General features: G+C 62.4%; 20 protein-coding genes. 3 read left to right on the top strand and 17 right to left on the bottom strand.

Annotated elements, in window-relative coordinates; all coding sequences use genetic code 11:
* A complete protein-coding gene (locus J2T57_RS09010; RefSeq protein WP_301289264.1) occupies window positions 1-1,167 on the bottom strand; it encodes an isovaleryl-CoA dehydrogenase in 1,167 nt (388 codons plus the stop codon).
* A gap of 98 nt (window positions 1,168-1,265) precedes the next feature.
* Window positions 1,266-1,712, bottom strand: a complete 447-nt coding sequence (locus tag J2T57_RS09015) for a MerR family transcriptional regulator (protein ID WP_253476922.1) — start codon at window positions 1,710-1,712, stop codon at window positions 1,266-1,268.
* 74 nt (window positions 1,713-1,786) lie between these two features.
* On the opposite strand from J2T57_RS09015, the gene J2T57_RS09020 reads away from it, so the two are divergent.
* Window positions 1,787-2,233 carry a PaaI family thioesterase gene (locus J2T57_RS09020; protein ID WP_253476924.1) on the top strand — a complete coding sequence of 149 codons (447 nt, stop codon included), beginning with the start codon at window positions 1,787-1,789 and terminating at the stop codon, window positions 2,231-2,233.
* Window positions 2,234-2,238: 5 nt separating this feature from the next.
* Here J2T57_RS09020 and J2T57_RS09025 read toward each other — a convergent pair whose 3' ends face one another.
* From J2T57_RS09025 to J2T57_RS09080, 12 genes are all read right to left on the bottom strand, one after another.
* Window positions 2,239-2,832: a peroxidase-related enzyme gene (locus J2T57_RS09025; protein WP_253476927.1), complete on the bottom strand. Its 594-nt coding sequence runs from the start codon at window positions 2,830-2,832 to the stop codon at window positions 2,239-2,241.
* 26 nt (window positions 2,833-2,858) lie between these two features.
* Window positions 2,859-3,692, bottom strand: coding sequence for an ABC transporter ATP-binding protein (locus J2T57_RS09030; protein ID WP_253476930.1), 834 nt, complete (start codon window positions 3,690-3,692; stop codon window positions 2,859-2,861).
* A gap of 108 nt (window positions 3,693-3,800) precedes the next feature.
* Entirely contained in the window at window positions 3,801-5,045 is a 1,245-nt protein-coding gene (locus tag J2T57_RS09035) for an ABC transporter substrate-binding protein (protein ID WP_253476933.1), read from the bottom strand.
* A 61-nt stretch (window positions 5,046-5,106) separates the two neighbouring features.
* Window positions 5,107-6,180 carry a branched-chain amino acid ABC transporter permease gene (locus J2T57_RS09040; protein WP_253476936.1) on the bottom strand — a complete coding sequence of 358 codons (1,074 nt, stop codon included), beginning with the start codon at window positions 6,178-6,180 and terminating at the stop codon, window positions 5,107-5,109.
* Window positions 6,181-6,184: 4 nt separating this feature from the next.
* Window positions 6,185-7,072 carry a branched-chain amino acid ABC transporter permease gene (locus J2T57_RS09045; protein ID WP_253476938.1) on the bottom strand — a complete coding sequence of 296 codons (888 nt, stop codon included), beginning with the start codon at window positions 7,070-7,072 and terminating at the stop codon, window positions 6,185-6,187.
* A 3-nt stretch (window positions 7,073-7,075) separates the two neighbouring features.
* On the bottom strand, window positions 7,076-9,046 hold the full coding sequence (locus J2T57_RS09050; protein WP_253476941.1) for an AMP-dependent synthetase/ligase: 1,971 nt from the start codon (window positions 9,044-9,046) through the stop codon (window positions 7,076-7,078).
* Window positions 9,036-9,836: an ABC transporter ATP-binding protein gene (locus J2T57_RS09055; RefSeq protein ID WP_253476944.1), complete on the bottom strand. Its 801-nt coding sequence runs from the start codon at window positions 9,834-9,836 to the stop codon at window positions 9,036-9,038. Before J2T57_RS09055 ends, J2T57_RS09050 begins: the two co-directional genes overlap by 11 nt.
* Before the next feature lie 70 nt (window positions 9,837-9,906).
* The gene (locus tag J2T57_RS09060; protein WP_253476946.1) at window positions 9,907-11,592 is read right to left on the bottom strand and encodes an AMP-binding protein; all 1,686 of its coding nucleotides are present in this window, start codon (window positions 11,590-11,592) and stop codon (window positions 9,907-9,909) included.
* 142 nt (window positions 11,593-11,734) lie between these two features.
* Window positions 11,735-13,381, bottom strand: a complete 1,647-nt coding sequence (locus J2T57_RS09065; RefSeq protein ID WP_253476949.1) for an electron transfer flavoprotein-ubiquinone oxidoreductase — start codon at window positions 13,379-13,381, stop codon at window positions 11,735-11,737.
* A gap of 93 nt (window positions 13,382-13,474) precedes the next feature.
* On the bottom strand, window positions 13,475-14,881 hold the full coding sequence (locus tag J2T57_RS09070; protein ID WP_253476952.1) for a sigma-54 dependent transcriptional regulator: 1,407 nt from the start codon (window positions 14,879-14,881) through the stop codon (window positions 13,475-13,477).
* A gap of 132 nt (window positions 14,882-15,013) precedes the next feature.
* Window positions 15,014-16,300 carry a TRAP transporter large permease gene (locus J2T57_RS09075; RefSeq protein ID WP_253476956.1) on the bottom strand — a complete coding sequence of 429 codons (1,287 nt, stop codon included), beginning with the start codon at window positions 16,298-16,300 and terminating at the stop codon, window positions 15,014-15,016.
* A gap of 26 nt (window positions 16,301-16,326) precedes the next feature.
* The gene (locus J2T57_RS09080) at window positions 16,327-17,010 is read right to left on the bottom strand and encodes a TRAP transporter small permease (RefSeq protein ID WP_253476959.1); all 684 of its coding nucleotides are present in this window, start codon (window positions 17,008-17,010) and stop codon (window positions 16,327-16,329) included.
* Window positions 17,011-17,311: 301 nt separating this feature from the next.
* Between J2T57_RS09080 and dctP the strand changes: the two genes are divergently transcribed.
* Together dctP and J2T57_RS09090 are read left to right on the top strand one after the other, a co-directional pair.
* Complete coding sequence (gene dctP, locus J2T57_RS09085; RefSeq protein ID WP_253476966.1) at window positions 17,312-18,337, top strand: TRAP transporter substrate-binding protein DctP; 1,026 nt, start codon at window positions 17,312-17,314, stop codon at window positions 18,335-18,337.
* A gap of 64 nt (window positions 18,338-18,401) precedes the next feature.
* The gene (locus J2T57_RS09090; RefSeq protein WP_253476969.1) at window positions 18,402-18,971 is read left to right on the top strand and encodes a thioredoxin family protein; all 570 of its coding nucleotides are present in this window, start codon (window positions 18,402-18,404) and stop codon (window positions 18,969-18,971) included.
* A gap of 13 nt (window positions 18,972-18,984) precedes the next feature.
* On the opposite strand, the gene J2T57_RS09095 is transcribed toward J2T57_RS09090, so the two are convergent.
* From J2T57_RS09095 to J2T57_RS09105, 3 genes are read right to left on the bottom strand one after another with little or no spacing between them, the layout of a single operon-like run.
* Window positions 18,985-19,431 carry a cupin domain-containing protein gene (locus J2T57_RS09095; protein WP_253476972.1) on the bottom strand — a complete coding sequence of 149 codons (447 nt, stop codon included), beginning with the start codon at window positions 19,429-19,431 and terminating at the stop codon, window positions 18,985-18,987.
* The gene (locus tag J2T57_RS09100; protein WP_253476975.1) at window positions 19,431-20,567 is read right to left on the bottom strand and encodes a RuBisCO large subunit C-terminal-like domain-containing protein; all 1,137 of its coding nucleotides are present in this window, start codon (window positions 20,565-20,567) and stop codon (window positions 19,431-19,433) included. The genes J2T57_RS09095 and J2T57_RS09100 overlap by 1 nt, the downstream gene beginning before the upstream one ends.
* 12 nt (window positions 20,568-20,579) lie before the next feature.
* Entirely contained in the window at window positions 20,580-21,668 is a 1,089-nt protein-coding gene (locus J2T57_RS09105; RefSeq protein WP_253476977.1) for a sensor domain-containing diguanylate cyclase, read from the bottom strand.
* Between the last annotated feature and the right edge of the window lie 3 nt (window positions 21,669-21,671).

A 21,671-nucleotide genomic window follows, 5' to 3' on the forward strand; every position in this document is an offset into this window, starting at 1 on the left:
TCAGGCCGTCTCCCCGAACAGTTCCCGACCGATCAGCATGCGCCGGATCTCTGATGTTCCGGCGCCGATCTCGTAGAGCTTTGCATCCCGCAACAGCCGGCCGGTGGGGTATTCGTTGATGTAGCCATTGCCACCCAGGGCCTGAATGGCCTCCAGGGCCATCCATGTGGCCTTTTCGGCAGCGTAGAGGATGGCGCCGGCGGCGTCCTTGCGGGTGGTCTGGCCGCGATCGCAGGCCCGGCCCACTGCATACACGTAGGCCTTGCAGGCGTTCATGGTGGTGTACATGTCCGCCAGCTTGCCCTGCATGAGCTGGAACTCGCCGATGGGCTGACCGAATTGCTTGCGCTCGTGAATATAGGGAATCACCGCGTCCATGCAGGCTGCCATGATGCCAAGCGGACCTGCCGCAAGAACGGCGCGCTCGTAGTCCAGCCCCGACATCAGCACGCGAACGCCGCCGCCCAGTTTGCCGAGGATGTTCTCCTCCGGCACTTCGCAGTCCTGGAACACCAGTTCGCAGGTGTTGGAGCCGCGCATGCCCAGCTTGTCGAGCTTCTGGGCGGTGGAGAAACCGGCCATGCCACGCTCGATGATGAACGCGGTAATGCCCCGGGAACCGGCCTCGGGGTCGGTCTTGGCATACACCACCAACGTGTTCGCCTCCGGGCCGTTGGTGATCCACATCTTGTTGCCGTTGAGAACGTAGCCGTTGCCGGACTTCACGGCGCGCAAGCGCATGCTCACCACATCGGAACCGGAACCGGGCTCCGACATGGCCAGTGCACCCACATGTTCGCCGGAGATCAGCTTCGGCAGGTATTTCTGCTTCTGCGCCTCGGTGCCGTTGATCCGGATCTGATTCACGCAGAGATTGGAGTGGGCGCCGTAGGACAGCCCCACACTGGCCGAGGCCCTGGAGATTTCCTCCATGGCCACCATGTGGGCCAGGTAGCCCATGCCGCTGCCGCCGTACTCCTCCTCGACAGTAATGCCGAGTAGCCCCATGTCGCCCATCTTGGCCCAGAGGTCCGTCGGAAACGTGTTGCTGGCGTCGATGTCCGCAGCCCGTGGAGCAATCTCCGCTTGCGCGAAGCCGGCGACGGCATCGCGCAGCATGTCGATGTCCTCGCCCAGCCCGAAATCGAGAGTAGGGAACTGGATCATGGTTGCAACTCCTCGCTGGCGGCGCTGGCCATCACGGCCAGGACTTGAAGTTTACGTATACGTCAACCTGCAGGCGTGAAAAAACGTCAACAGGGCATTCAGGATGCGGTCGGCGCATCGCGCTTTTCCCGCTCCTGGTTCTCGAGCAACTGCTTGCAGTGCTCGTAGGATTGCGTCAGCTCCCGCAGGGTTTCCTCGAGATCGTGGCGCTGCCGAATCAGTTGCTGCCGTTTTTCCTCCAGCACGCCGAGGTAATAGCGCAACTGCTTCGATTCTCCATGGGCCTGATCATACAGATCGAAGGTTTCCCGGATCTCGCTCAACGTGAACCCGAGGCGCTTGCCACGGAGTATGAGCTTGAGCCGTGCCCGATCCCGACGACGGTACAGGCGTTTCGCTCCTTGCCGGATCGGCGACAGCAGGCCCTCGTCCTCATAAAACCGGATGGCGCGCGTGGTAATGCCGAACTCTCGGGCAAGTTCCCCGATGCCGTAGGTCGTGCCCGACAGGGCACTATCCGCGCTGACTTCCCGGACTTCGTTCATCCTGTAGACTTTCCAACTTTCTGCGCATTGATGCCGCACGGAAAAGACAAATTTGCCTCCCGGAGGATTCTGCAATGCAAGCCCGTAACCCGCAGTTTCGAGAGCGCGTCATCGAAATCATTGAACGGGCTGACTTCATCCAGCTTCTTGGCATGGAGTTTACCGATGCCGGCGCCGGCTGGTGCGAAACCCGCATGCCCCTGGCAAACCGCCACCGGCAACAGGATGGCTTCGTGCACGCTGGCGTCCAGGCAACCATGGCCGACCACACGGCGGGTTGCGCGGCCTTCACGCTGATCGATGCGGCGCATCATGTGCTTACCATCGAGTTCAAGATCAACCTGCTGCGGCCCGCGTTGGGTGAGGCGCTGATCTGTCGTGGCGAAGTCCTGCGTGGCGGTCGCCGCGTGATTGTGGCCGAATCGGCGGTCAGCGCGCGCGCGGCGGATGGCAGCGAAACGCTGTGCGCGAAGGCAACGGTCACCCTCGCGGTGGTGAACCCGGCTGAAGCAGGGTCCTGAGCCGTTCATCGTGCCAACCCGTAGAATTGCCGATTCGGCCCCATGCCGGTATGGCTCGCCAGACGATTGGACATGGCGAACAGTGCCGTGATTGCACCGATATCCCAGATTTCATCGTCCGAGAACCCCGCTTCCCGCAGGCCATCCAGGTCGCCGTCCTCCACCAGCCATGGGCTCTGTGCGAGCTTGAGTGCATAGTCCAGCATGGTCCGCTGGCGCAGCGAGATATCCGCCTCGCGGTAGTTGAATGCGATCTGCTCGCCAAGTTCTGCCCGTTTGGAACGAATCCGCAGGAATGCGCCATGGGACACGGTGCAATACAGGCACTGGTTGGCGCTGCTGGTTGCCACCACGATCATCTCACGCTCGGCCCGGGTCAGCCCCTCGTCGCTTTCCATCAAGGCATCGTGGTAGGCGAGGAAGGCACGCAGTTCGGCCGGGCGATGGGCCAGCACAAGGAAAACGTTCGGCACGAAACCGAGTTTTTCGTTGACGGTCTCGATGCGCGTCCGCAGGTCCTCCGGCAACGTCCTGAGGGCCGGCACGGGGAATCGGGACAGCGCCCGTTCCGTCACGGTTTCTGCGGCTTTCTCCGTCATGCTCGACTCTCCTCGCCGCCACTGCCTCAAGCGAGCCAGCGTTTGCGGCGGCGATAATGCTTCACGTTGTGATAGTCCACCTTGCCAGCCCCGCCGAGATAGAACTCCTGCACGTCGGGGTTCTGACGCAGCACCTCCGCCTTGCCGTCCATCACCACATGCCCGTTCTCGATCAAATAGGCGTGCCGGACGATCTCAAGCGCCGCTGAGGCGTTCTGCTCCACCAGCAGGACGCTCACCTTCTGCTGCTGATTGATTTCGCGAATGATCGCAAAGATCTCCTGGACCAGCAGCGGGGCGAGCCCGAGGCTTGGCTCGTCCAGCATGATCAGTTCCGGTTCGGTCATGAGGGCGCGGCCGATGGCGAGCATCTGCTGCTCGCCCCCGGACAGGTAACCGGACTTGGTGCGCGCCCGTTCCTTGAGTCGCGGGAAGTAGGTGAACACCTGTTCCTTCAGCTCGTTGAATCGTTGCCGGCTGCCGCGGCTCGGGAAAGCCGCCAGCAAGTTGTCCTCCGGCGTGAGATGCTCAAAGATCCGCCGTCCTTCGAGCACGTGGACCATACCCAGGGCGACGCGAGCCGGAGCCCCCAGCGGCAGGATGTTCCGCCCCTGGAACTCGACAGTGCCGCGGGTCACCGCACCGCGCTCCGGTGCCAGCAGACCGCTGATGGTCTTCAGCGTGGTGCTCTTGCCGGCGCCATTGGCTCCGAGCAATGCCACCATGTCTCCCTTGCCAACCTGCAGTGACACGCCCTTGATGGCGAGAAACACCTTGTCGTACACCACTTCGACGTTACTCATGGTGAGCAGGTTGTCGGTGGTGGCCTCCGGTTGTGCCTGTGCGGCTTGATTGCTCATTGCTGCATCCCGGTGTTGTGAGTGCCAGTTCCAGTTCGCGGCTTCCCCGGAGCCACGGCGCCCATGGATCCGGGGAAACCGCCCCGCCGGAGCGGGGCGGCAGAACGACTAGCGGCCTTCGCGGAAGCCGGCTGCGTCTTTTTTGATTTCTTCCCAGACCACGTCCTGGTGAGCGTTGAACCAGTCGCTCACCGCTTCCCAGGCCTGGCCGTTCCACTGTGACACGCGGCCGTAGCCACCGCCCTGGTGGTCTTCCGACGACAGGGTGACTGGCGGCATCATGCCTTCAGCATCGTACTCGGTGACCATTTCCAGGCCCTGGCGCAGCTTGTCGCCGGTCAGGGGGGCACCGAACTCTTCCAGTGCGATGCGCGCACCTTCCACCGCCACCGCCATGGTGGCGACACCGATGTTGTAGTACGTGGTCCCCACGTTCTCGCGAGGTCCGGCGCCATGGCCGGGCTCGACTACATGCTCCATGATCCGCTGCATCACCGGGTAGTCGGTGCCGGTACCCACTGCCTCGAAGCGTTTCAGGCCAACGGCCCGGTCAGCACCGATGGTGCGGGCGTCGGTTTCCGCCATCCACACCACGGAGTAGACGTTTTCCACCGGGATGCCATTACGAATGGCCTCCCGCACGGACACCGCCTGACCACCACCGGCGCCCCACAGGATCACGTGATCCGGCCGGAAGCGGCGCACGTCGGACCAGGTGGCCGACTGCTCGTTACCCGGGCTGGGGTAGGCAAAGGTGCGGACCTCGAAGCCCTTGCGCTCGGCCAGCGCCTGCATCACCGGCACTGGCTCGCGGCCGAACGGAGAGTCGATGTACACGTGGGCAATACGCTTGCCCTCGAGCCCACCGGCTTCCCGATCGATGTAGTCCAGCAGCACGGTAGCCTGGGACCAGTATGTGGCCATCATCGGGAACACGAACGGGAAGGTGGTGCCATCGCTGGCGTCGCCGCGGCCATGCAAGGCCGTGATCATGACGACTTCATCATCCAGCACGCGGTTCACGGCTGCCCGCGACACCGGCGTGCTCAGGAAGTCCACCAGCACAGCACCCTCACGACGTGCGCGGTTGTAGGCCTCAATACCCCGCTGGGGTTCGTTGCCGGTATCGCGGATCAGCAGTTCGATCTGCTGGCCACCGATGCCGCCCTCGCGGTTTATCAGCTCGACATAGTCGCGCTGCCCCTGGTTGTATTCGTCCGTCACGAAGGTGTAGACCGCCGTGAAGTCCTGCAACAGTGCAAACTTGATTGTATCGTCCGCCTTCGCGGCCCCTCCGAGGCCGAGAGCCGCGATACTCGCGGCACCGACCAGGCCTTTCAGCAAGCTATTCATTATCCGCTCCTCCTACCTACTCCAAAGTTCCCGCGAACGGGGATCCACCGGTCCGACCCTCCTAGCTTTGTGTGTGCCGGAATGGCCAGACCAGAAAATACTTGCGCAAGTTGTCGTAGATCTTCGCCAGACCCAACGGCTCGAACAGGATGAAGCCGATGATCAGCGCGCCGTACACCATCAACGGTATGTGGGCAAGCAGGTTCGACGACACCGACAGCCAGCCCATGATGGACATCCACGCCACCACATTGGTGAGAATGATCGGCAGCAGCAGCACGAAGCCCGCACCCATGAAGGCACCGATCACGCTGCCCAGGCCCCCCACCAACACCATGGCGACCAGCTGGATGGACACATTGAAGCCGAACTGCTCCGGCGTGACCGCCTGGTAGTAGCAGAAGGCGAGTACCGCACCGCTGACACCACCGAGGAAGGAGCTGGTGAAAAACGCCAGCAGCTTGTACTTGAACGGGTTGACGCCGATCACGGAGGCAGCGAAGTCCTTGTCGCGTATTGCCACCAGCGCACGGCCGAAGCTGGTGCGCTTGATGTTGAGTACCAGCAGGGTGACGATCACGACCCACAGCAGGGCGCCATAGTACATGGCGGTGTCACCCTGCAGCGGCACGAACAGGAGCCTGACATCGGGCGTGCTGAGGGTGGCCTGGGCGCCGCCGGAGATGGCCGGCACGTTGATGATGGTCCAATCCACCAAGTATTGCATGGCCAGTGTCGCCATCACCAAGTATAGCCCCTTCACCCGAAGGGCAGCGGCGCCGAAGATGCAGCCGATCACTGCCGCCATCAGTCCAGCGCCGATCAGCGCCAGCTCGAAGGGCACGCCGGCCCGTGTCAGGTGGATGCTGGTGTAGGCGCCGATGGCCATGACCGCGGCGAAGCCGAAATGCAGCTGGCCGGCGATGCCCATGAGCAGGGTCAGGGACAGGGCAGCCGCGCTCCAGATCAGCCATGGCAACATGTAACTGGTCAGGTACAGGTCTGACATGTAGAGGGGGGCCGCCAGGGCCAGGCCCAGCAGCAGGTAGACCACGCGCCGGTCAGTTGGAATCGGCCAAAGCGCGCGGGCGGTCTGGTATCGGGTGTGATGGACGCCGGACAGTCGGTAGAACATGTGGTCAGACCCTCTCGATGTCTTCGCGGCCGAACATGCCGTGGGGGCGGAACATGATGGTCAGCAGGATGATGAGCGAGGTCACCACGTCACGGGTGCCACCGCCCACCAGGGGGTCGACGTAGCCCGGGATGACGCTGCCCAGAATGCCGACGATCAACCCGGCGACGAGCACCCCGTAGATGCTGTCGAGACCGCCGAGGATGACCACCGCGACGGCCGGGAACAGCAGGGTGGACAAGGTCCAGTCGACACCCTGCACCGAGCCCCAGAGGGCGCCGGCAGCCACCGCAGACACGCCGGCCAGGCCCCAGGAGACGCCGATGGCCTTTTCCACGGAAATGCCCACGGACCAGCTCGATACATGGTCGTCGGAGACGGCCCTGAGCTTGGTCCCCAGACGGGTGCGGAAGAACAGCAGCGAGAGCCCGACCATGATGGCTGCGACGATGCCGCCGATCAGGTAGGCGCGATTGATGAAGATGTCGCCGATGATGATGGGCATCAGGTCGATACCGAGATCGAGGCTCTTCGGCGCCGCGCCAAGGAGCCCCGGCCCCAGGCCCCGCAGGAAGATCTCCAGGCCCAGGGTCAGCATGACGATCATGATGATGGGCTGGCCCACCATCTTTCTCAGCAATACCCGCTCGGCGAGCAGCCCGAACAGGAACATGCCGATGCAGGCCAGGGCGATGGCGATGAACACGTTCATGCCGGTTACGCTGGCAAGCCACCAGATCAGATAGGCGCTGATCATTACCATGGCGCCCTGGGCCAGGTTCGGCACGCCGGCGGACTTGTAGATCAGCACAATGCCAAGCGCCGTCAGGCTGTACATCAGGCCGGTCAGACCACCGTTGATCAGCAATTCAAGAAAGTAATAGATGTCCATGCCTTACCGCCCTCCGCCGATGGTCACATCGGATACCGCAAGATGCCGTTTGAGCACGCCGGATTCCCCGGTTTCGTAAGTGATGCTTGCCTCGTAGTCGACGCTGTCATCACCGGCATAGATGGCATTGATGATGGGGGCATAATTTGCGTCGATCACATTCCGGCGCAGCTTGCGGGTGCGGGTCACCTCGCCGTCATCCGGATCGAACTCCTTGTGCAGGTTGACGAAACGCCTGAGCCGCAGTCCCTCTGGCAGAACCTCGTTGACGTGGGCCAGCACCCCCCGGATCAATTGGTACACCTCCGGCTTCTGGGAGAGATCGGCGAAGGAGGTATAAGGCACACCGTTTTCCTCGGCCCAGTGGCCCACGGCACTGATGTCGATAGCCACCAATGCCGCCAGGTAGTCGCGTTGCTGGCCGAGCACGCAGACATCCTTCACGTACTGGCTGAACTTGATGCGGTTCTCGACGTAGGTGGGAATGAAGCGCTCGCCGGCATTGGTATAGACCACCTCCGAGACGCGGCCCAGCACCACCACCTGGCCATCATCCTCGATGATCCCCGCATCGCCGGTGTGCAGCCAGCCATCCTGCAGCGTTTCAGCGGTGGATTCCGGCTTGCGGTAATAACCGTCGAACACGTTATCGGCGCGCATCAGGATCTCGCCTTCATCGCTCAGCTTGATCTCGACGCCGGGGAACGGCTTGCCCACGGTGTGCAGCTTGATGGATTCCGGATCCTGGGCCGCGGACAGGGCGCAGTTCTCGGTCTGGCCGTAGAACTGCCGCAGGTTCAGCCCCAGGGCGCGGAAGAACAGGAACACGTCCTCGCCGATGGCCTCGCCGGCGGTGTAGGGGCGCTGGACACGCGCCAGTCCAAGCTGATCCTTGATCGGGCCGTAGACGAGAAATTCACCGAGGGCGCGCCAGATACGCTCTCCGGTGCCGGGGTCATGGCCGTCGAGACGGCGACGTTCCAGTTCGACGGCGAATGGCATGAAGCGGTGGTAGAGCCAGCGCTTGATCCCGGTGGACTCGTCGATCCCCACCTGAATGCGGGTCAGCATGTTCGACCAGGCACGGGGCGAGCTGAAATACAGCGTCGGTGCGATTTCACGCAGGTCATGCAAGGCCGTTTCCTGGCGCTCGGGGATGTTTACCGAGAACCGCAGCACCAGGGCTGCGCCGATGGAGAAGATGAAATCGCCCACCCAGGCCATGGGCAGGTAGGCCATGTGGACTTCGCCTTCCTCGAAATACCCCGCTGCCGCCGCATTGCGGACTCCCGACAGGATATGTCCATGCTTGAGCGGGATACCCTTTGGTGCACCGGTGGTCCCGGAGGAATGCAGCAGGACAGCAATGTCATGCACGCTGGCGCGGGAGAGCAGGTCATCCCGTAGGGCGGGTTCGTCTTTCAGGCGCTGCCGTCCGCGTTCCACCAGTGCCGTAAAGGCGATGACACCTGCGGGTTCCTTGCCGGCCAGACCGCGGGGATCGTCATAGATGATCTGTTCCAGTGCGGCGTAGCCGTCCTCGCGAATGCCCAGCAGCTTGTCCACCTGCTCCTGGTCTTCGGCCAGCGCGAAGCGGATGTCTTCACGCTGCATCTGGCCCATGATTTCTTCCGGCGTGGTGTCCGGATAGGCCGGTGAAGGCACCGCACGCAGCATGATGGCGCCAAGCATGCCGAAATACAGCGTCGGCCGGTTGTCGCCCACCACCAGGATATTGTCCTCCGGGCCGACACCGAGTTCTGCCAGGCCGGCGGCGAAGCACAGCACCCGATCAAGATAGTCTCGCCAGGTGTACTCCTGCCAGATGCCGCGTTCCCGCTCCCGCATGGCAACCTGGTCGCCATGTTTTTCGGCATTCTGGCGGAGCAGGTTGATGAGGTGGTCGTCCGTCTTCCACTCGGGATGCAGTTGGGCGGAATCGGTCTCTGTGACTGGCTGCTTTTCAGGCTGCATCGTCTTTCTTCCCGATGTAAGCCGCCACCACGGCGGGATCGTTGATGGCTTCGCGGGCAGGACCTTCGGCGATCTTCTCGCCGTTGTTCAGCACCACGACGCGGTCGCAGATGGCCGTTACCACGTCCATGTGGTGCTCGATCAGTAGCACCGTCAGGCCCAGGGCTTCCTGGGCATCGAGGATGAAGCGAACCATGTATTCCTTCTCCTCCTGGTTCATGCCCGCCATGGGCTCGTCCAGGATCAGGAATTTCGGCTCGGCGCAGAGTGCCCGGGCGAGCTCCACCCGTTTCTGCATGCCCAGCGGGATCACGTCCACCGGCTCATCGCGCACGCTTTCCAGCTGCAGCAGGTCGATGATTTCCTCGACCTTTTCCCGATGGGCGATTTCCTCTTTCTGTGCCCACCACCAGTAGAACAGCGAGGCGAGGGCGCTGGGCCGCATGAAGATGTGTCGGCCCATGAGAATGTTGTCCAGCACGCTCATGCCCTTGAAGAGCGCAACGTTCTGAAAGGTGCGGGCGATGCCCTGCATGGCAACCTTGTGGGGTTTGAGCCGATTGATGGGCTCGCCGTAAAAGCGGATCGTGCCCTGCTGCGGCGGATAGAACCCGGTAATGGCGTTGACCAGCGTGGTCTTGCCCGATCCGTTCGGGCCGACCAGCCCGAAGATCTCGCCCTGCCGGATTCCGATGGAGATGCTCTTGACGGCCTGAAGACCGCCGAACCAGCGGCTCACATCCTCGCAGACCAGTACCTGCTCCGGGCTGGCGTTCTGCTTGTCGACCATGACGCCTCGGCCTCCTCCTAGCTTGTTGTTCCGCGGGCATGGCCATGGGCCACACCCTAGGCCAGCTGAATCAGCTGTCGTCCTCGATGCCCAATGCCTCCAGGCTCTCCCCGCGCAGCATGAACTTGAGCGCACGCCCGGTGCTGCCCGGGAAGCGCTCATAGACGCGAACATGCCGGGGAATCTTGTAGTGCGCGATGCGGCCCTTGCAGTGCTCGCGAATGTCTTCCGGCGTCAGCGTCTTGCCGGGTTCAAGCCGCAGGCAGGCGCAGAGCTCTTCGCCCATGCGTTCATCCGGCACGCCGACCACCACGGCCTCGGACACCGCGGGATGGGTCAGCAGGAATTCCTCGACTTCGGCGGGATAGATGTTCTCGCCACCGCGAATCACCATGTCCTTGATGCCGCCGACGATCCTGCAGTAGCCGTCCTCGTCGATCTGCGCCAGATCCCCGGTATGCAGCCAGCCATGCGCGTCAATGACCTGAGCGGTGAGCTCCGGGTTGTTCCAGTAGCCGCGCATGACGTTGTAGCCCCGGGTGCAGAGTTCGCCGGAGACACCGGGCGGGACGATGCGACCCTCGCTGTCGACGATCTTTACCTCGGTGTGCGGCCGTATCGTGCCCACGGTGGAAACACGTCGCTCCACGGGGTCGTCCACATCACTCATGAAGGACACGGGGGAGCTTTCGGTCATGCCGTAGGCGATGACCACCTGCTCCATGTTCATGTCTGTCATGACCTGGCGCATGGTCTCCACGGGGCAGGGAGCGCCTGCCATCACCCCGGTACGCAGCGTATCCAGATTCAAGGCACCGAAGCGCTCATGCTCAAGCATGGCCTTGAACATGGCCGGAACACCGTAGACCGCCGTGCAGCGGTGCTCGCTGATGGCTTCCAGGGTGTCGAGCGGATCGAAGGCCTCGCCGGGATAGACCATGGTGCTGCCGTGGGCAAGGCAGGCAAGATTGCCCATCACCATGCCGAAACAGTGGAACAAGGGCACCGGAAGACACACGCGGTCCGCTTCGCCGAGACGCAGGGTTTCACCGACGATATAACCGTTGTTGAGGATGTTGTGATGGGTGAGGGTCGCGCCTGCGGCCTTGCCACCGGTGGCATTGCTGAACTGGATGTTCACCGGATCATCGAACTGCACGGCCTCGGCCACCTGGCGGAGGCGTTTGCGGTCGTTTGCTTCCAGCGCGTCGGTCAGCCCATCGAAATTCAGCATGCCCGGTGTTATTTCATCGCCGAGACGGATCACCCAGCGCAATTCCGGCAGGGCGGTGCTGCGCAGCGATCCGGGCCTGGCGGTGTCGAGTTCCGGCATCAGTTCCCGGCACATGGCAATGTAATCGCTGCTCTTGAAGGCATCCTGAATGACCAGTGCCCGGGCACCCACCAGAGCCAGATGATCGGACACCTCGGCAGCCCGTGCGGCGGGGTTGAGATTGACCAGGATGAGACCGGCCCGTGCCGCGGCGAGTTGGGTCAGTGTCCATTCGACCCGGTTCTGGGCCCAGATTGCAATGCGGTCGCCTGGCTCCAGGCCAAGGCGAAGCAGTGCTGCACCCAGGTCATCGACGCGCGCATTCAGGCCACGCCAGGTAAGTTCGACGCCCTGGTTGCGATCGATCAAGGCGATCGCTTCCGGCCTGGTGGCGGCCTGTTGTGCCAGGCGTTCACCAAGGGTCTCGCCGATCAGGGAATGCGCCCCGACCCCGTGCACATAGCTCCGGGTGAGCTTCTCCATGTCTCCTCCATGGGTCCTGCGGCACGACTGTTTGTCATCGTCTGTGCGTCTTTTTGTTTGTCCGAATCTAAATGTCGTTTACGTAAGCGTCAACTTAAATTGATGTTGCAACGCAATAGCTGTATGAAGGCTGGTTTCAGGTTCACATGTTGGGGTAATTGGGGCCGTCGCCGCCCTGGGGAACGACCCAGTGGATGTTCTGGGTGGGGTCCTTGATGTCGCAGGTCTTGCAGTGAACGCAGTTCTGGGCATTGATCTGCAGGCGCGGGCCGTTGCCCTCGTCCACGATCTCGTAGACGCCGGCGGGGCAGTAGCGTTGCTCGGGGGCGTCGTAGCGCGCCAGGTTCACCTGGATGGGCGTGGAGGTATCCCGCAAGGTCAGATGGCTGGGCTGATCTTCCTCGTGGTTGGTGTTGGAGATGAATACCGAGGAGAGCCGGTCAAAGCTCAATTTGCCGTCGGGTTTGGGATAGTCGATGGGTGTGCACTCCGACTTCGGCCGCAATTGTTCGTGGTCGGCGTGGTTGGCGAATGTCCAGGGTGCCTTGCCACGGAGCAGGTAGGTATCGATGGCGGCATAGGCGAGGCCACCCCAGAGTCCCCAGCGGGCAAAGGCCGGGCGGATATTGCGGACCCGGTAGAGTTCATCCCAGATCCAGGACTCTTTCAGCGCTTCCCCGTAGCCGGCGATGTCCTGCCCGGCCTCGTCGCTGCTCGTCAGTGCTGCATAAACCGATTCCGCGGCTACCATCCCGGACTTCATTGCGTTGTGGGTCCCCTTGATCCGGGGGACGTTGAGGAATCCTGCCGAGTCGCCGATGAGGGCGCCGCCCGGAAAGTGGACTCTGGGCAGAGACTGAAAGCCACCTTCAACCAGCGCGCGGGCACCGTAGGAAATTCGCCGGCCGCCCTCGAACGTGCCGCGGATTGCCGGGTGGGTCTTGAAGCGCTGCATTTCCTCGAAGGGAGACAGGTAGGGGTTGGTGTAGTCGAGACCCACCACGAAACCGACGGCGACCTGGTTGTCCTCCAGATGGTAGAGAAAGGCGCCGCCGTAGGTGCGGCTGTCCATCGGCCAGCCGATGGTGTGAACAACCTTGCCGGGTTCGTGTTTCTCCGGGGCGACCTCCCAGAGTTCCTTGATGCCGATGCCATAGGTCTGGGGACTCGCGTCTTCGTCGAGTTGGAAACGTTCGATCAGTTCCTTACTGGCTGAACCGCGACAGCCCTCGCCGAACAGGGTTTGTCTGGCGTGCAGTTCGACGCCGGGCTCATGGTTGGGGCCGGGCGTGCCATCCTTCTGGATGCCCATGTCACCGGTGGCCACACCTTTCACCGAGCCATCGTCGTTGTATAGGACTTCAGCGGCGGCAAAGCCCGGGAAGATCTCCACGCCAGCGGCCTCGGCCTGCTCGGCAAGCCAGCGACAGACGTTACCCAGGCTGACGATGTAGCAGCCGTCGTTGTGCATCTGTGGCGGCGTGGGCAGGCGGCGGGCGCTTTTTTCGCCGAGTAGCAGGAATTCGTCGCGGGTTGCCGGAGTCTTGAGCGGCGCATCGCGATCGCGCCAATCGGGCAGCAGTTCATCCAGCGCCCGAGGATCGATCACGGCGCCGGACAGGATGTGGGCACCGACTTCAGAGCCTTTCTCGATCAGGCACACGCTGAAATCATCGTTGCCGGCCTCCATGGCCAACTGACGGAGTCGGATAGCCGCAGACAGGCCGGCGGGGCCACCGCCCACTATCAGCACATCGAATTCCATGCTTTCCCGTTCGGCGGTGCTCATCGGTTCCTCCAGTCAATAAAACGGCATGGCCCAAGCTCACGCAACGGTAAACTCGGGCCATGGAGACTGCAAGATCGGGCGGTGTGTGTGGCGTCAGCCGGTACTCTGTCTGTCCTTGCCGACGTCCGATGAGCCGGCGCTTTCCCGCAGGCAATGCTTGTCGAGCATGCGGTACAGCGTGAGCCGGGAGACGTCGAGCAGACGTGCAGCACGGGAGAGGTTGTCGCTGGAGTAGGCCAGCACCAGCATCAGCGCTTCCTTCTCCGCACGTTCGCGCGCTTCCTGCAGCGTGGGGAGTCGGTCTCCTGCGCGTTCTTCGATACCAAGATCCGCCGAACTGATGGTGCGACCGTCGGCCATGACGATAGCGCGCCTGACACGGTTGATGAGTTCGCGGACATTGCCTGGCCAGGGGTGGCGGAGCATGGATTCCTCTGCCCGCACGCTGAAGCCCTTGAGCCTTGGCTGGCCTTCGCTCCTGAAGCGCTTGAAGAAATAGTGCGCCAGGCTGAGGATATCGAGGCCGCGCTCGCGCAGCGTCGGCACCGGGACGTGCAGCACATTCAGCCGGTAGTAGAGGTCTTCGCGAAAGCGGCCTTCTGCAATGGCCTCTTCAAGATTCACATGGGTTGCCGCCACTACTCGTACATCCACAGGGATGCTTTCGTGGCCGCCGATGCGTTGGATGGCGCCAGACTGCAGAAACCGCAGCAGGTTGACCTGCTGTTCCAGTGGCAGGTCGCCGACTTCATCCAGAAACAGCGTGCCGCCGTTCGCCGCCTCAATCTTGCCAATCGTGCGTTTCTCTGCACCGAGAAAAGCACCCTGTTCGTAGCCAAACAGTTCCGAGCGCACCAGTGCTGACGTCAGTGCGCCACAGTTAACCGCGATCATCGGGCCCTGGCGGCGCATGGACTGCTCGTGTAGCGCCTGGGCCGCGAGTTCCTTGCCGGTTCCACTCTCGCCGGTGATCAGCACCGGTGCATTGGTCGCAGCAGCCCGCTGAATGACTTTCTGGAGGCGGCGCATGCAATCGCTGCGGCCCACCATCCGATAGCGCTGCGGCCGGGTGTCGCCGTTGATGCCAGTCTGCAGGCAGACCATCCCGTTGGCGCGGCCGATGGTGATCAAGAGCCGATTGCCCTGCACCGGCAGGGTATGGAAGTCGTAGAAATGGCGAACGATAGCCTGCTGGACCTCGGGGCGGGTCACATCTGACGACGGCACAAGGGCGACCCATTCCGTCAGGCCAAGCAGACCGGGCTCATCGGCCATGCGGTCCCAGATGTCGCGAGCGTCGTTGGTGAGGGTGACAAGGCCGACCTGGAAGTTATGACGACGAAGCTGTTTACGCAGGTCCTGTTCGGTTTTCGCAATTGTGATGGTCCAGCCCGATGCCCGAATGGTCTGGAGCCAGGGTTCCGCATCCGACTGAGACCCAAAGTAAATGGCCTTCTGGGCGTCGACAAACGGCTCAACGCCCGGGGCTGAATCATCCATTGCGGTGTCCCTTTTCTTTACACATCGCATATAGAGGCATTTAAGCCGACATCATGTCCTGTGTCCACATCGACCGGGCCAAATCCGGCTCTCGTGGGGCCAGGTTGTGATGCTGTGCACAATCCTGCTTCCCTATTGCGCCCCCATGGACGGCAGCCACAGGGAGATCTGCGGGAACAGGATCACCAGCACGGTCGCCAGCAACAGGATGGCGATGAAGGGTGGTGTGCCCTTGATGACATCGAAGTACGGCCTTCGGAATACGGCCATGGCGGTGAAGATGTCGCAGCCGAACGGTGGCGTTGCCGAGCCGATCGCCGCCTGGAGCACCACAACGACGCCAACGTGCACGGGGTCGAGCCCTGTGGCCTGCACCAGGGGGGCGAACAGGGGAGTGAGAATGAGGATCACCACGATCGGGTCGACGAACATGCAGCCGATGAAGTAGGCCACCGCGATCAGGGCCAGTGCGGCGGTGGGGTTGTCGCCGAAGGTGGCGACAATAGGTTGCAGGATCTGCTGCGGAATGCCGGCAGTGGAGAGCGCCTGGGAGAACGCATAGCCGGCAGCCACGAGGATGAAGACCACGGCGGTGATCATGCCGGTGGACAGGGCAATGGAGCCCATGTCCTTCAGCGACACCTTGCGATAGATGATTACCTCGAGCACGAAGGCATAGAGCACCGCCATGGCCGATGCTTCCACCGGGCTGAAAGTCCCTGTGTAGATGCCGCCGACCACCAGGATCGGGAACCCCAGTGGCAGGATCGCTCCCTTGAACGCATGCAGGCGTTGGCCCCAGCTGGCTTTCTCTTCGGGCTCGATGCCCATGAGGCGGGAGGCGATGTAGCAGTAGATCGAGATCATCACGAGGATCATCACGCCGGGCACGATCCCGGCAATGAACAGGTCGCCGATGGACGCGCCGCGGGCGATGACGCCGTAGACGATCATGCCGATGCTGGGCGGAATCAGCAGCGCTATATCGCTGGCGTTGATGATGAGCGCCACGGTGAAGCTGTCCTTGTAGCCTTTTTTCAGCAGTCGCGGTCGCATGGGGCCGCCCATGGCCACCACGGTGGCCTGGGTGGAGCCCGATACGGCGCCAAACAGGGTGCAGCTTGCAGCAGTGGTGATGGGCAGGCCGCCCCGCAGATGGCCACAGAAGGAGCTGACCAGATCCAGTAATCGGTTCGCGGTATGCCCCTTGGTCATGATGTCGGCGGCGAAGATGAACATGGGCACTGCGGCCAGCACCCAGTTGCTGACGCCGGTGATCATCCAGCTGATGCCCTGGTCCGGCCCGAAGAAGGTCATGTCGGTGAACATCATGAACAGCGTGGCCGCGATGATGGGCACCATCATGGGAAAGCCCATCAGCAGCAGCACGATCATCAGCAAGACTAGCCAGGTCAGCATGAAACGGGCCCTGTCATCGAGTGCATTCAGCGACCGGGGGTCGCATCGTCGTCCTTACTCTCAGCGTTCTCCCCGGTCCCGGGCTCCGGTTCGGCAGGCGTCGTCGGCGCAACGCTTTGCCCAGCCAACTCATCAGGCACATCGTCGTAGGCTTCCTTTTCGGTGAACGAGCGATACATCTCCCGGGTGGTCAGGTTGCGCAGCGCTGTAAGCCAGTACTGGATGCCGGCGAGGAAGAAGCCGATGGGCAGGACGATGTAAATGAGCCACAGGGGGATGTTAAGTGCCGACGTCGTACGGCCGCGGCGCTGGATGGTCTCCATGTAGCCCCAGGCCTCCCAGGCCAGGAAGAAGAGCATCGCGCCGGTCACCAGGCAGATCACCACGAGCAGGCTCTTGCGGGCCATCCCGGTGAGTTGGTCGTACAGCGCCGACATGGAGATATGGCGCGCACGCCGCACCGCGTAGCTCACGCCGACGAAGGTGATGAGAATGATCAGGAGTTCGGTGAGTTCGGTAACGCCAGGTATGCCGATTCGGAAGAAGGTGCGGCCCAGCACGTGGATCACCATGATCAGGGCCATGGCGATGACCGACCCTGCGATGATGGTCATCTCCGCAATTTCCAGAGCGCGGTCGATGCGCCGGATGATGCGCGTGATCAGACCACTCCCTGGGCGCGAGGCTACGCCCGATCCCGCCTCATCCATGCCCTCATCCCCACCGACTGGTTGCGCTCCACCCTTTTGACCATAACGTACATGTCTCTGTTTGCCCACCGCGTGGACAAGGTTTGGCCGTGTGTTAGGGTTAAAGAGGAGCCACCATAGCAGCTCATGTCCGCAAGCCTGCGAAAGCGGCACCGCCTCGGCAGACTGCCGCGTCGCCGGGATCGGACATGTCCTCGTCAACCACATTCGTCTGCCGGCCAGCGTCGGCGGTCGCAGGGCGCCGGGGCATTGCTGGGTGTGGCACGATCTGAACCGAGCTTTGCTTTTAAGGAGGTGCAGCATGCGATTGCATCGCGGAATTTGCGCTGCAGCATTGGGCGCGGCGATGGTGGGCAGCAGTGTGGCCCAGGCCATTGAGGCGCAGACCTGGCGATTCGGCCTCGAGGAAATCGAGGACAGTGTCCAGTACGCCTACGGGGCGCGATTTGCCGAGTTGATGGACGAGCGCACCGATGGTGCGGTGACGGTCCAGCTTTACCCGTATGGTCAGCTCGGCGGCCTTACGGACATCTACGATGCCGTTCAGAGCGGTGCCATACAGCTTGCCTTCGGGTCCGGTTTCCTCGGTGGCACGGTGCCGGAGAGCCAGCTGTTCAGCCTGAACTTCATCCTCACCGAAGATGAATGGACCAACACCCAGATCCTGAACTCCGATGAATTCCTGCGCAGCGAGGATTTCCAGGATTCGTTCCGGGATCGTGATCTGCACCCGCTGGCCATCGTGCCCGAGGGTTGGCAGGTGTGGACGGCGAATACCGAAATCCGCACACCGGATGATTTCTCCGGGGTCGCCATCCGCACCATGGATAACCGACTGTTGCGGGAAACCTACCAGGCCTACGGGGCCGATCCCACCACCATGGAATACGGCGAAATTTACAGCGGTCTCCAGTTGGGGCAGATCGAGGGCAATATCCAGCCGGTGTTCGCCCACCAGGAGATGAGCTTCTACGAAGTTCAGGATTACATGATCTTCGCCAACCACAAGGAGTTCATCGCCACCTTCATGGGCAACCGTGATTGGTACGACGGACTGTCCGACGAGCTACGTGAAATCGTCCATGAGGTCACCGCGGAACTGGTGGAGTACATCCATGACGTGCAGCAGCAGCTCAATGAGGAACGGCTGGATATCATCACCGATAACAGTGATATTCAGATCATCGAGCTGACCAGCGATGAGCGGGACGCGTTCCGCGAACTCAGTATGCCGGTCCGTGACACTTTCGTGGACATGGTCGGCGAGCGGGGTGAGCGTCTGCTCGAACGTCTGCTTGAACTCGTGGAAGAGCACGACGAGAGCTGATCCGACCTGATACGCCCGCCACACGATGGTGGCGGGCGTATCCTCCAAACCGAGGTGGCTGTCCATGGCGGCGCTGGAATCGAGAATGCTGGAGCTAGGTACCGAGGCGCCGGATTTTCGTCTAGCCGGCACCGATGGCGGTGTGGTGGCCCGCGATGACTTCGCCGACGCACCTGCGCTGCTGGTCGTCTTCATGTGCAACCACTGCCCGTTCGTTAAACACATTGCTCCGCAGCTCGCCAGTTTTGCCAGGGAATACATGCCCCGTGGCCTGGCCGTTGTCGGCATCAACAGCAACGACGCCGAGCGGTACCCGGATGACAGTTTCGATGCCATGGTTATCGAGAAGGCGCGGGCCGGGTATCCCTTCCCCTATCTGTACGACGCCGACCAGACGGTGGCCAGCGCCTATCAGGCGGTTTGCACGCCGGATTTTTTTCTCTTCGATCAGGATCGTTGCCTGGTTTATCGTGGCCGTTTCGATGGCAGCAGACCGGGAAGCCAGACACCCGTGACCGGAGACGATCTGCGGGAAGCAGTGGCAGCGTTACTGTTGGGGCAGGAGCTGCCCACGGAGCAGCACCCCAGCATGGGCTGCAGTATCAAGTGGAAGCCCGGTAACGAACCGGGCTGAGGGCCCAGGCAGGTCAGACCCTGTAACGGCCCCGCAATACTTCGTTGGCGTCGAGTTGGCGAATCTCTTCTTCCGTAGGCAGTTGTGGTCGGTCCCGCTGCCGATCAACCACACACAGAAAACCCAGTGGTTCATTCCCCGTTGCGTGAAACTGATGCAAGCAGTGGGATGAAATGTAAATGCAATCGTGCAGCCCGATCGGTTCGATCCGGTCGTCCAGTATCACTTCACCCTCGCCGCGAATGATGACCACCGAGTGCGGGTGTTCATGATGTTCCAGTGAGGAGTAACCGCCCGGCTGCACTTCAAAATAACGGGTGAGGAAGTTCAGCCGCTCTTCTCCAGCTCCCTCGCCCATGAGGGTCTGCCGGGTGATATCCCGAAAACCGGTGCCTTCGGTCTTGTATTCCCGAAGCGGCACATCCCAGCGGTATTTGTCAGCGCGGATTATCTTAGACATTAGCGTCCCAGTGCGGTCAGTAGGCGTTTTGAGGCGGCGGTGACGTCGCCCTGGGCGTAAAGGCTGCCACCGATCAGCACTATGGTATCGGCGCCATAGCGCTCGATCCAGGCGGGTGCATCACGGACGTTCATGCCTCCCCCGGGCGTTGGGGCAGCCGCCCGAAGACCGCCGAGGGGCCGTCGCAGCCGATGATTGATCGCCTCGCAGGTGTCCACGGAGAAGCCGAAGCGACCCCCGGCGTTCGGGTAGATCGAGGCATCGGCGCCGGCGATTCTAAACAGATCGCCCAGCACCAGGGCGGGATCAAGACCATGATCCGACTGGAAGTAGCTGCCGGTCAGCGCCGGGTGGGCCATCACCGCAAGGCCGAATTCATCCCGCGCCCAGCGGATGCTGTCTATCCCGCAAAGCCACGGGCTCAGGAGCACACCGAAACAGCCGGCATCCCGCGCGGCAGCGAACCGCTCGCCCAGCAATCTTGCCGGCGCTGTGGCGTTGGGAAAATAGACGGCGCGTTTCCCGGTCTGCTGATTGGCGCGCTCGATGGCCGCCTGGCAGGCCGCCAGCCGCTCGCGGTAAGGGGCGCCCGGCTGATTGGCGATACCGTGATCATCCTTGATGATATCCACGCCACCACAGGCGAATGCAAAGGCCAGCTCCGCGAGCCCCGATGGTGACAGGCCAACTGGCTTGAGTGCCGTGCAGGTCAGGGGAAGCCCCCCGGGGACGTCCAAGTGCCGACGCAGCCCTTCTATCCCATGGCCTGGGCCGCCGAACGCCTTTAGCATCGCTACCGGCCAGTCGATGTTCTCGATGAAGATCCCGCTCTTCAGGGAAATGTTGCCGAACAGTGTGTTCAGCAACTGACTGAGTTCTTCTCCTGCCAGGGCCGGATTGTAGGCGATGCGGCAGCGCCAGAGATTCTCGTCGAGTTCACTCAGGCTGAGGACTTCGCCCACCCATTCCTCGCGTATGGCATCGCTGACGCAGTCGCCCGCCAGTTCCACCGTCTGTTCCAGCGCAATTCCTTCGGCCTTCACGGAGGCGCTCTCGCCGGCCACGCAGCGAAGGCGGTATTCGACCACGAGGGTCGATTGCACCGGTGTGTGCTCATTGGAGATCGGATGAGTCATGATTGGTGTTTCTCAGGTGGGCGCGTGCTCGATTCGTTCCGCGATACGGACCTGATTGCCGCCTGCCTGCACCGCCATGAGTCGCGCACTGTCTACGGCCGCCAGGAGTTCATCGGCACCTTCGGCCTGTTCCGGGTAGGCGGCAACGCCGATGGACGCGGTTGGCGAGGATACGGCCTGATGGCCCCGTTGTACGGTAAGGGCGGCGATTATCGGCAGCAGTTCCTCCGCCCGTCGGCGGGTGTTCTGCAGATCGGCTTCCGGCATCACCACCAGAAACTGTCCGCCTTCGGTGCGGCAACAGATGTCCGATCCGCGAAACGACGCCTGCAACAAGCCGCCCATGGCCTGGAGCAAGCGGTCGCCGTTGACAGTTCCATGGCGCTGGTTGAAGCGACTGAATCCATCGAGATCAATCCCGATCAGCCCCAGGGGCTTGCTGTTGCGGCGGCAGCGGTGGAATTCCCGGGGAAGGGTGTCCGTCAGATAGCGACGATTGAACAGCCCCGTCAGCGGATCGCGCATGGCGCGGCTACGGGCCTTGATGCGCAGGCGCAGCCCGGCGAGGGCGAGCGCGGCTACCTGGGTGGCGCCGCGGCAATCCGCCGGCAGGCTGCTCAGGGGCCCGTCAGGTTGCCAGATTCTCACTTCTCCCAGTTCCAACCCCAAGGCGTGGAGCGGCAGGCTGATCACCTGTCCCGCGGGACAGTTCTGCAACTCCTCCAGCAGCAGTGCCGGGCGTTTGTCCTCGACATGGCGGTGCAGACCCTGAACGCTGTCAACCCATTGCCGGTCGGGCTGCCACACGCCGACCACGTTCGGGAGTTCGCCGTCCTCATGCTGCAGGAATATGGAGCCGCAGTGGTCTGGGGCCAGGGCGCGAAGCCCGGTGCACAGGGTTTCAATGACGCGATCGGTACCAGCACTGGTGGCGATGCGCACGAGGATGTCTGCCGTCGATGGCTCGCCGCCATCGGCCTGGTTGGCCCGGGTGGCCTGGGCGAGCGCGCGCAGTTCGTGGATGGCTGCCTGTGCACGGGCCTGCGCCGCCTCCAGTTCACCGAGCAGCCGTTGCCAGTCATTCACGCCATGTTGCGACATCTA

The organism is Natronocella acetinitrilica, from assembly GCF_024170285.1.
Classification (GTDB): Bacteria; Pseudomonadota; Gammaproteobacteria; order Nitrococcales; family Aquisalimonadaceae; genus Natronocella; species Natronocella acetinitrilica.

Coding starts and splice junctions, on each gene's coding strand:
- J2T57_RS09010 (WP_301289264.1), bottom strand. CDS start 1,167: ATGATCCAGTTCCCTACTCTCGATTTCGGGCTGGGCGAGGACATCGAC.
- J2T57_RS09015 (WP_253476922.1), bottom strand. CDS start 1,712: ATGAACGAAGTCCGGGAAGTCAGCGCGGATAGTGCCCTGTCGGGCACG.
- J2T57_RS09020 (WP_253476924.1), top strand. CDS start 1,787: ATGCAAGCCCGTAACCCGCAGTTTCGAGAGCGCGTCATCGAAATCATT.
- J2T57_RS09025 (WP_253476927.1), bottom strand. CDS start 2,832: ATGACGGAGAAAGCCGCAGAAACCGTGACGGAACGGGCGCTGTCCCGA.
- J2T57_RS09030 (WP_253476930.1), bottom strand. CDS start 3,692: ATGAGCAATCAAGCCGCACAGGCACAACCGGAGGCCACCACCGACAAC.
- J2T57_RS09035 (WP_253476933.1), bottom strand. CDS start 5,045: ATGAATAGCTTGCTGAAAGGCCTGGTCGGTGCCGCGAGTATCGCGGCT.
- J2T57_RS09040 (WP_253476936.1), bottom strand. CDS start 6,180: ATGTTCTACCGACTGTCCGGCGTCCATCACACCCGATACCAGACCGCC.
- J2T57_RS09045 (WP_253476938.1), bottom strand. CDS start 7,072: ATGGACATCTATTACTTTCTTGAATTGCTGATCAACGGTGGTCTGACC.
- J2T57_RS09050 (WP_253476941.1), bottom strand. CDS start 9,046: ATGCAGCCTGAAAAGCAGCCAGTCACAGAGACCGATTCCGCCCAACTG.
- J2T57_RS09055 (WP_253476944.1), bottom strand. CDS start 9,836: ATGGTCGACAAGCAGAACGCCAGCCCGGAGCAGGTACTGGTCTGCGAG.
- J2T57_RS09060 (WP_253476946.1), bottom strand. CDS start 11,592: ATGGAGAAGCTCACCCGGAGCTATGTGCACGGGGTCGGGGCGCATTCC.
- J2T57_RS09065 (WP_253476949.1), bottom strand. CDS start 13,381: ATGAGCACCGCCGAACGGGAAAGCATGGAATTCGATGTGCTGATAGTG.
- J2T57_RS09070 (WP_253476952.1), bottom strand. CDS start 14,881: ATGGATGATTCAGCCCCGGGCGTTGAGCCGTTTGTCGACGCCCAGAAG.
- J2T57_RS09075 (WP_253476956.1), bottom strand. CDS start 16,300: ATGCTGACCTGGCTAGTCTTGCTGATGATCGTGCTGCTGCTGATGGGC.
- J2T57_RS09080 (WP_253476959.1), bottom strand. CDS start 17,010: ATGGATGAGGCGGGATCGGGCGTAGCCTCGCGCCCAGGGAGTGGTCTG.
- dctP (WP_253476966.1), top strand. CDS start 17,312: ATGCGATTGCATCGCGGAATTTGCGCTGCAGCATTGGGCGCGGCGATG.
- J2T57_RS09090 (WP_253476969.1), top strand. CDS start 18,402: ATGGCGGCGCTGGAATCGAGAATGCTGGAGCTAGGTACCGAGGCGCCG.
- J2T57_RS09095 (WP_253476972.1), bottom strand. CDS start 19,431: ATGTCTAAGATAATCCGCGCTGACAAATACCGCTGGGATGTGCCGCTT.
- J2T57_RS09100 (WP_253476975.1), bottom strand. CDS start 20,567: ATGACTCATCCGATCTCCAATGAGCACACACCGGTGCAATCGACCCTC.
- J2T57_RS09105 (WP_253476977.1), bottom strand. CDS start 21,668: ATGTCGCAACATGGCGTGAATGACTGGCAACGGCTGCTCGGTGAACTG.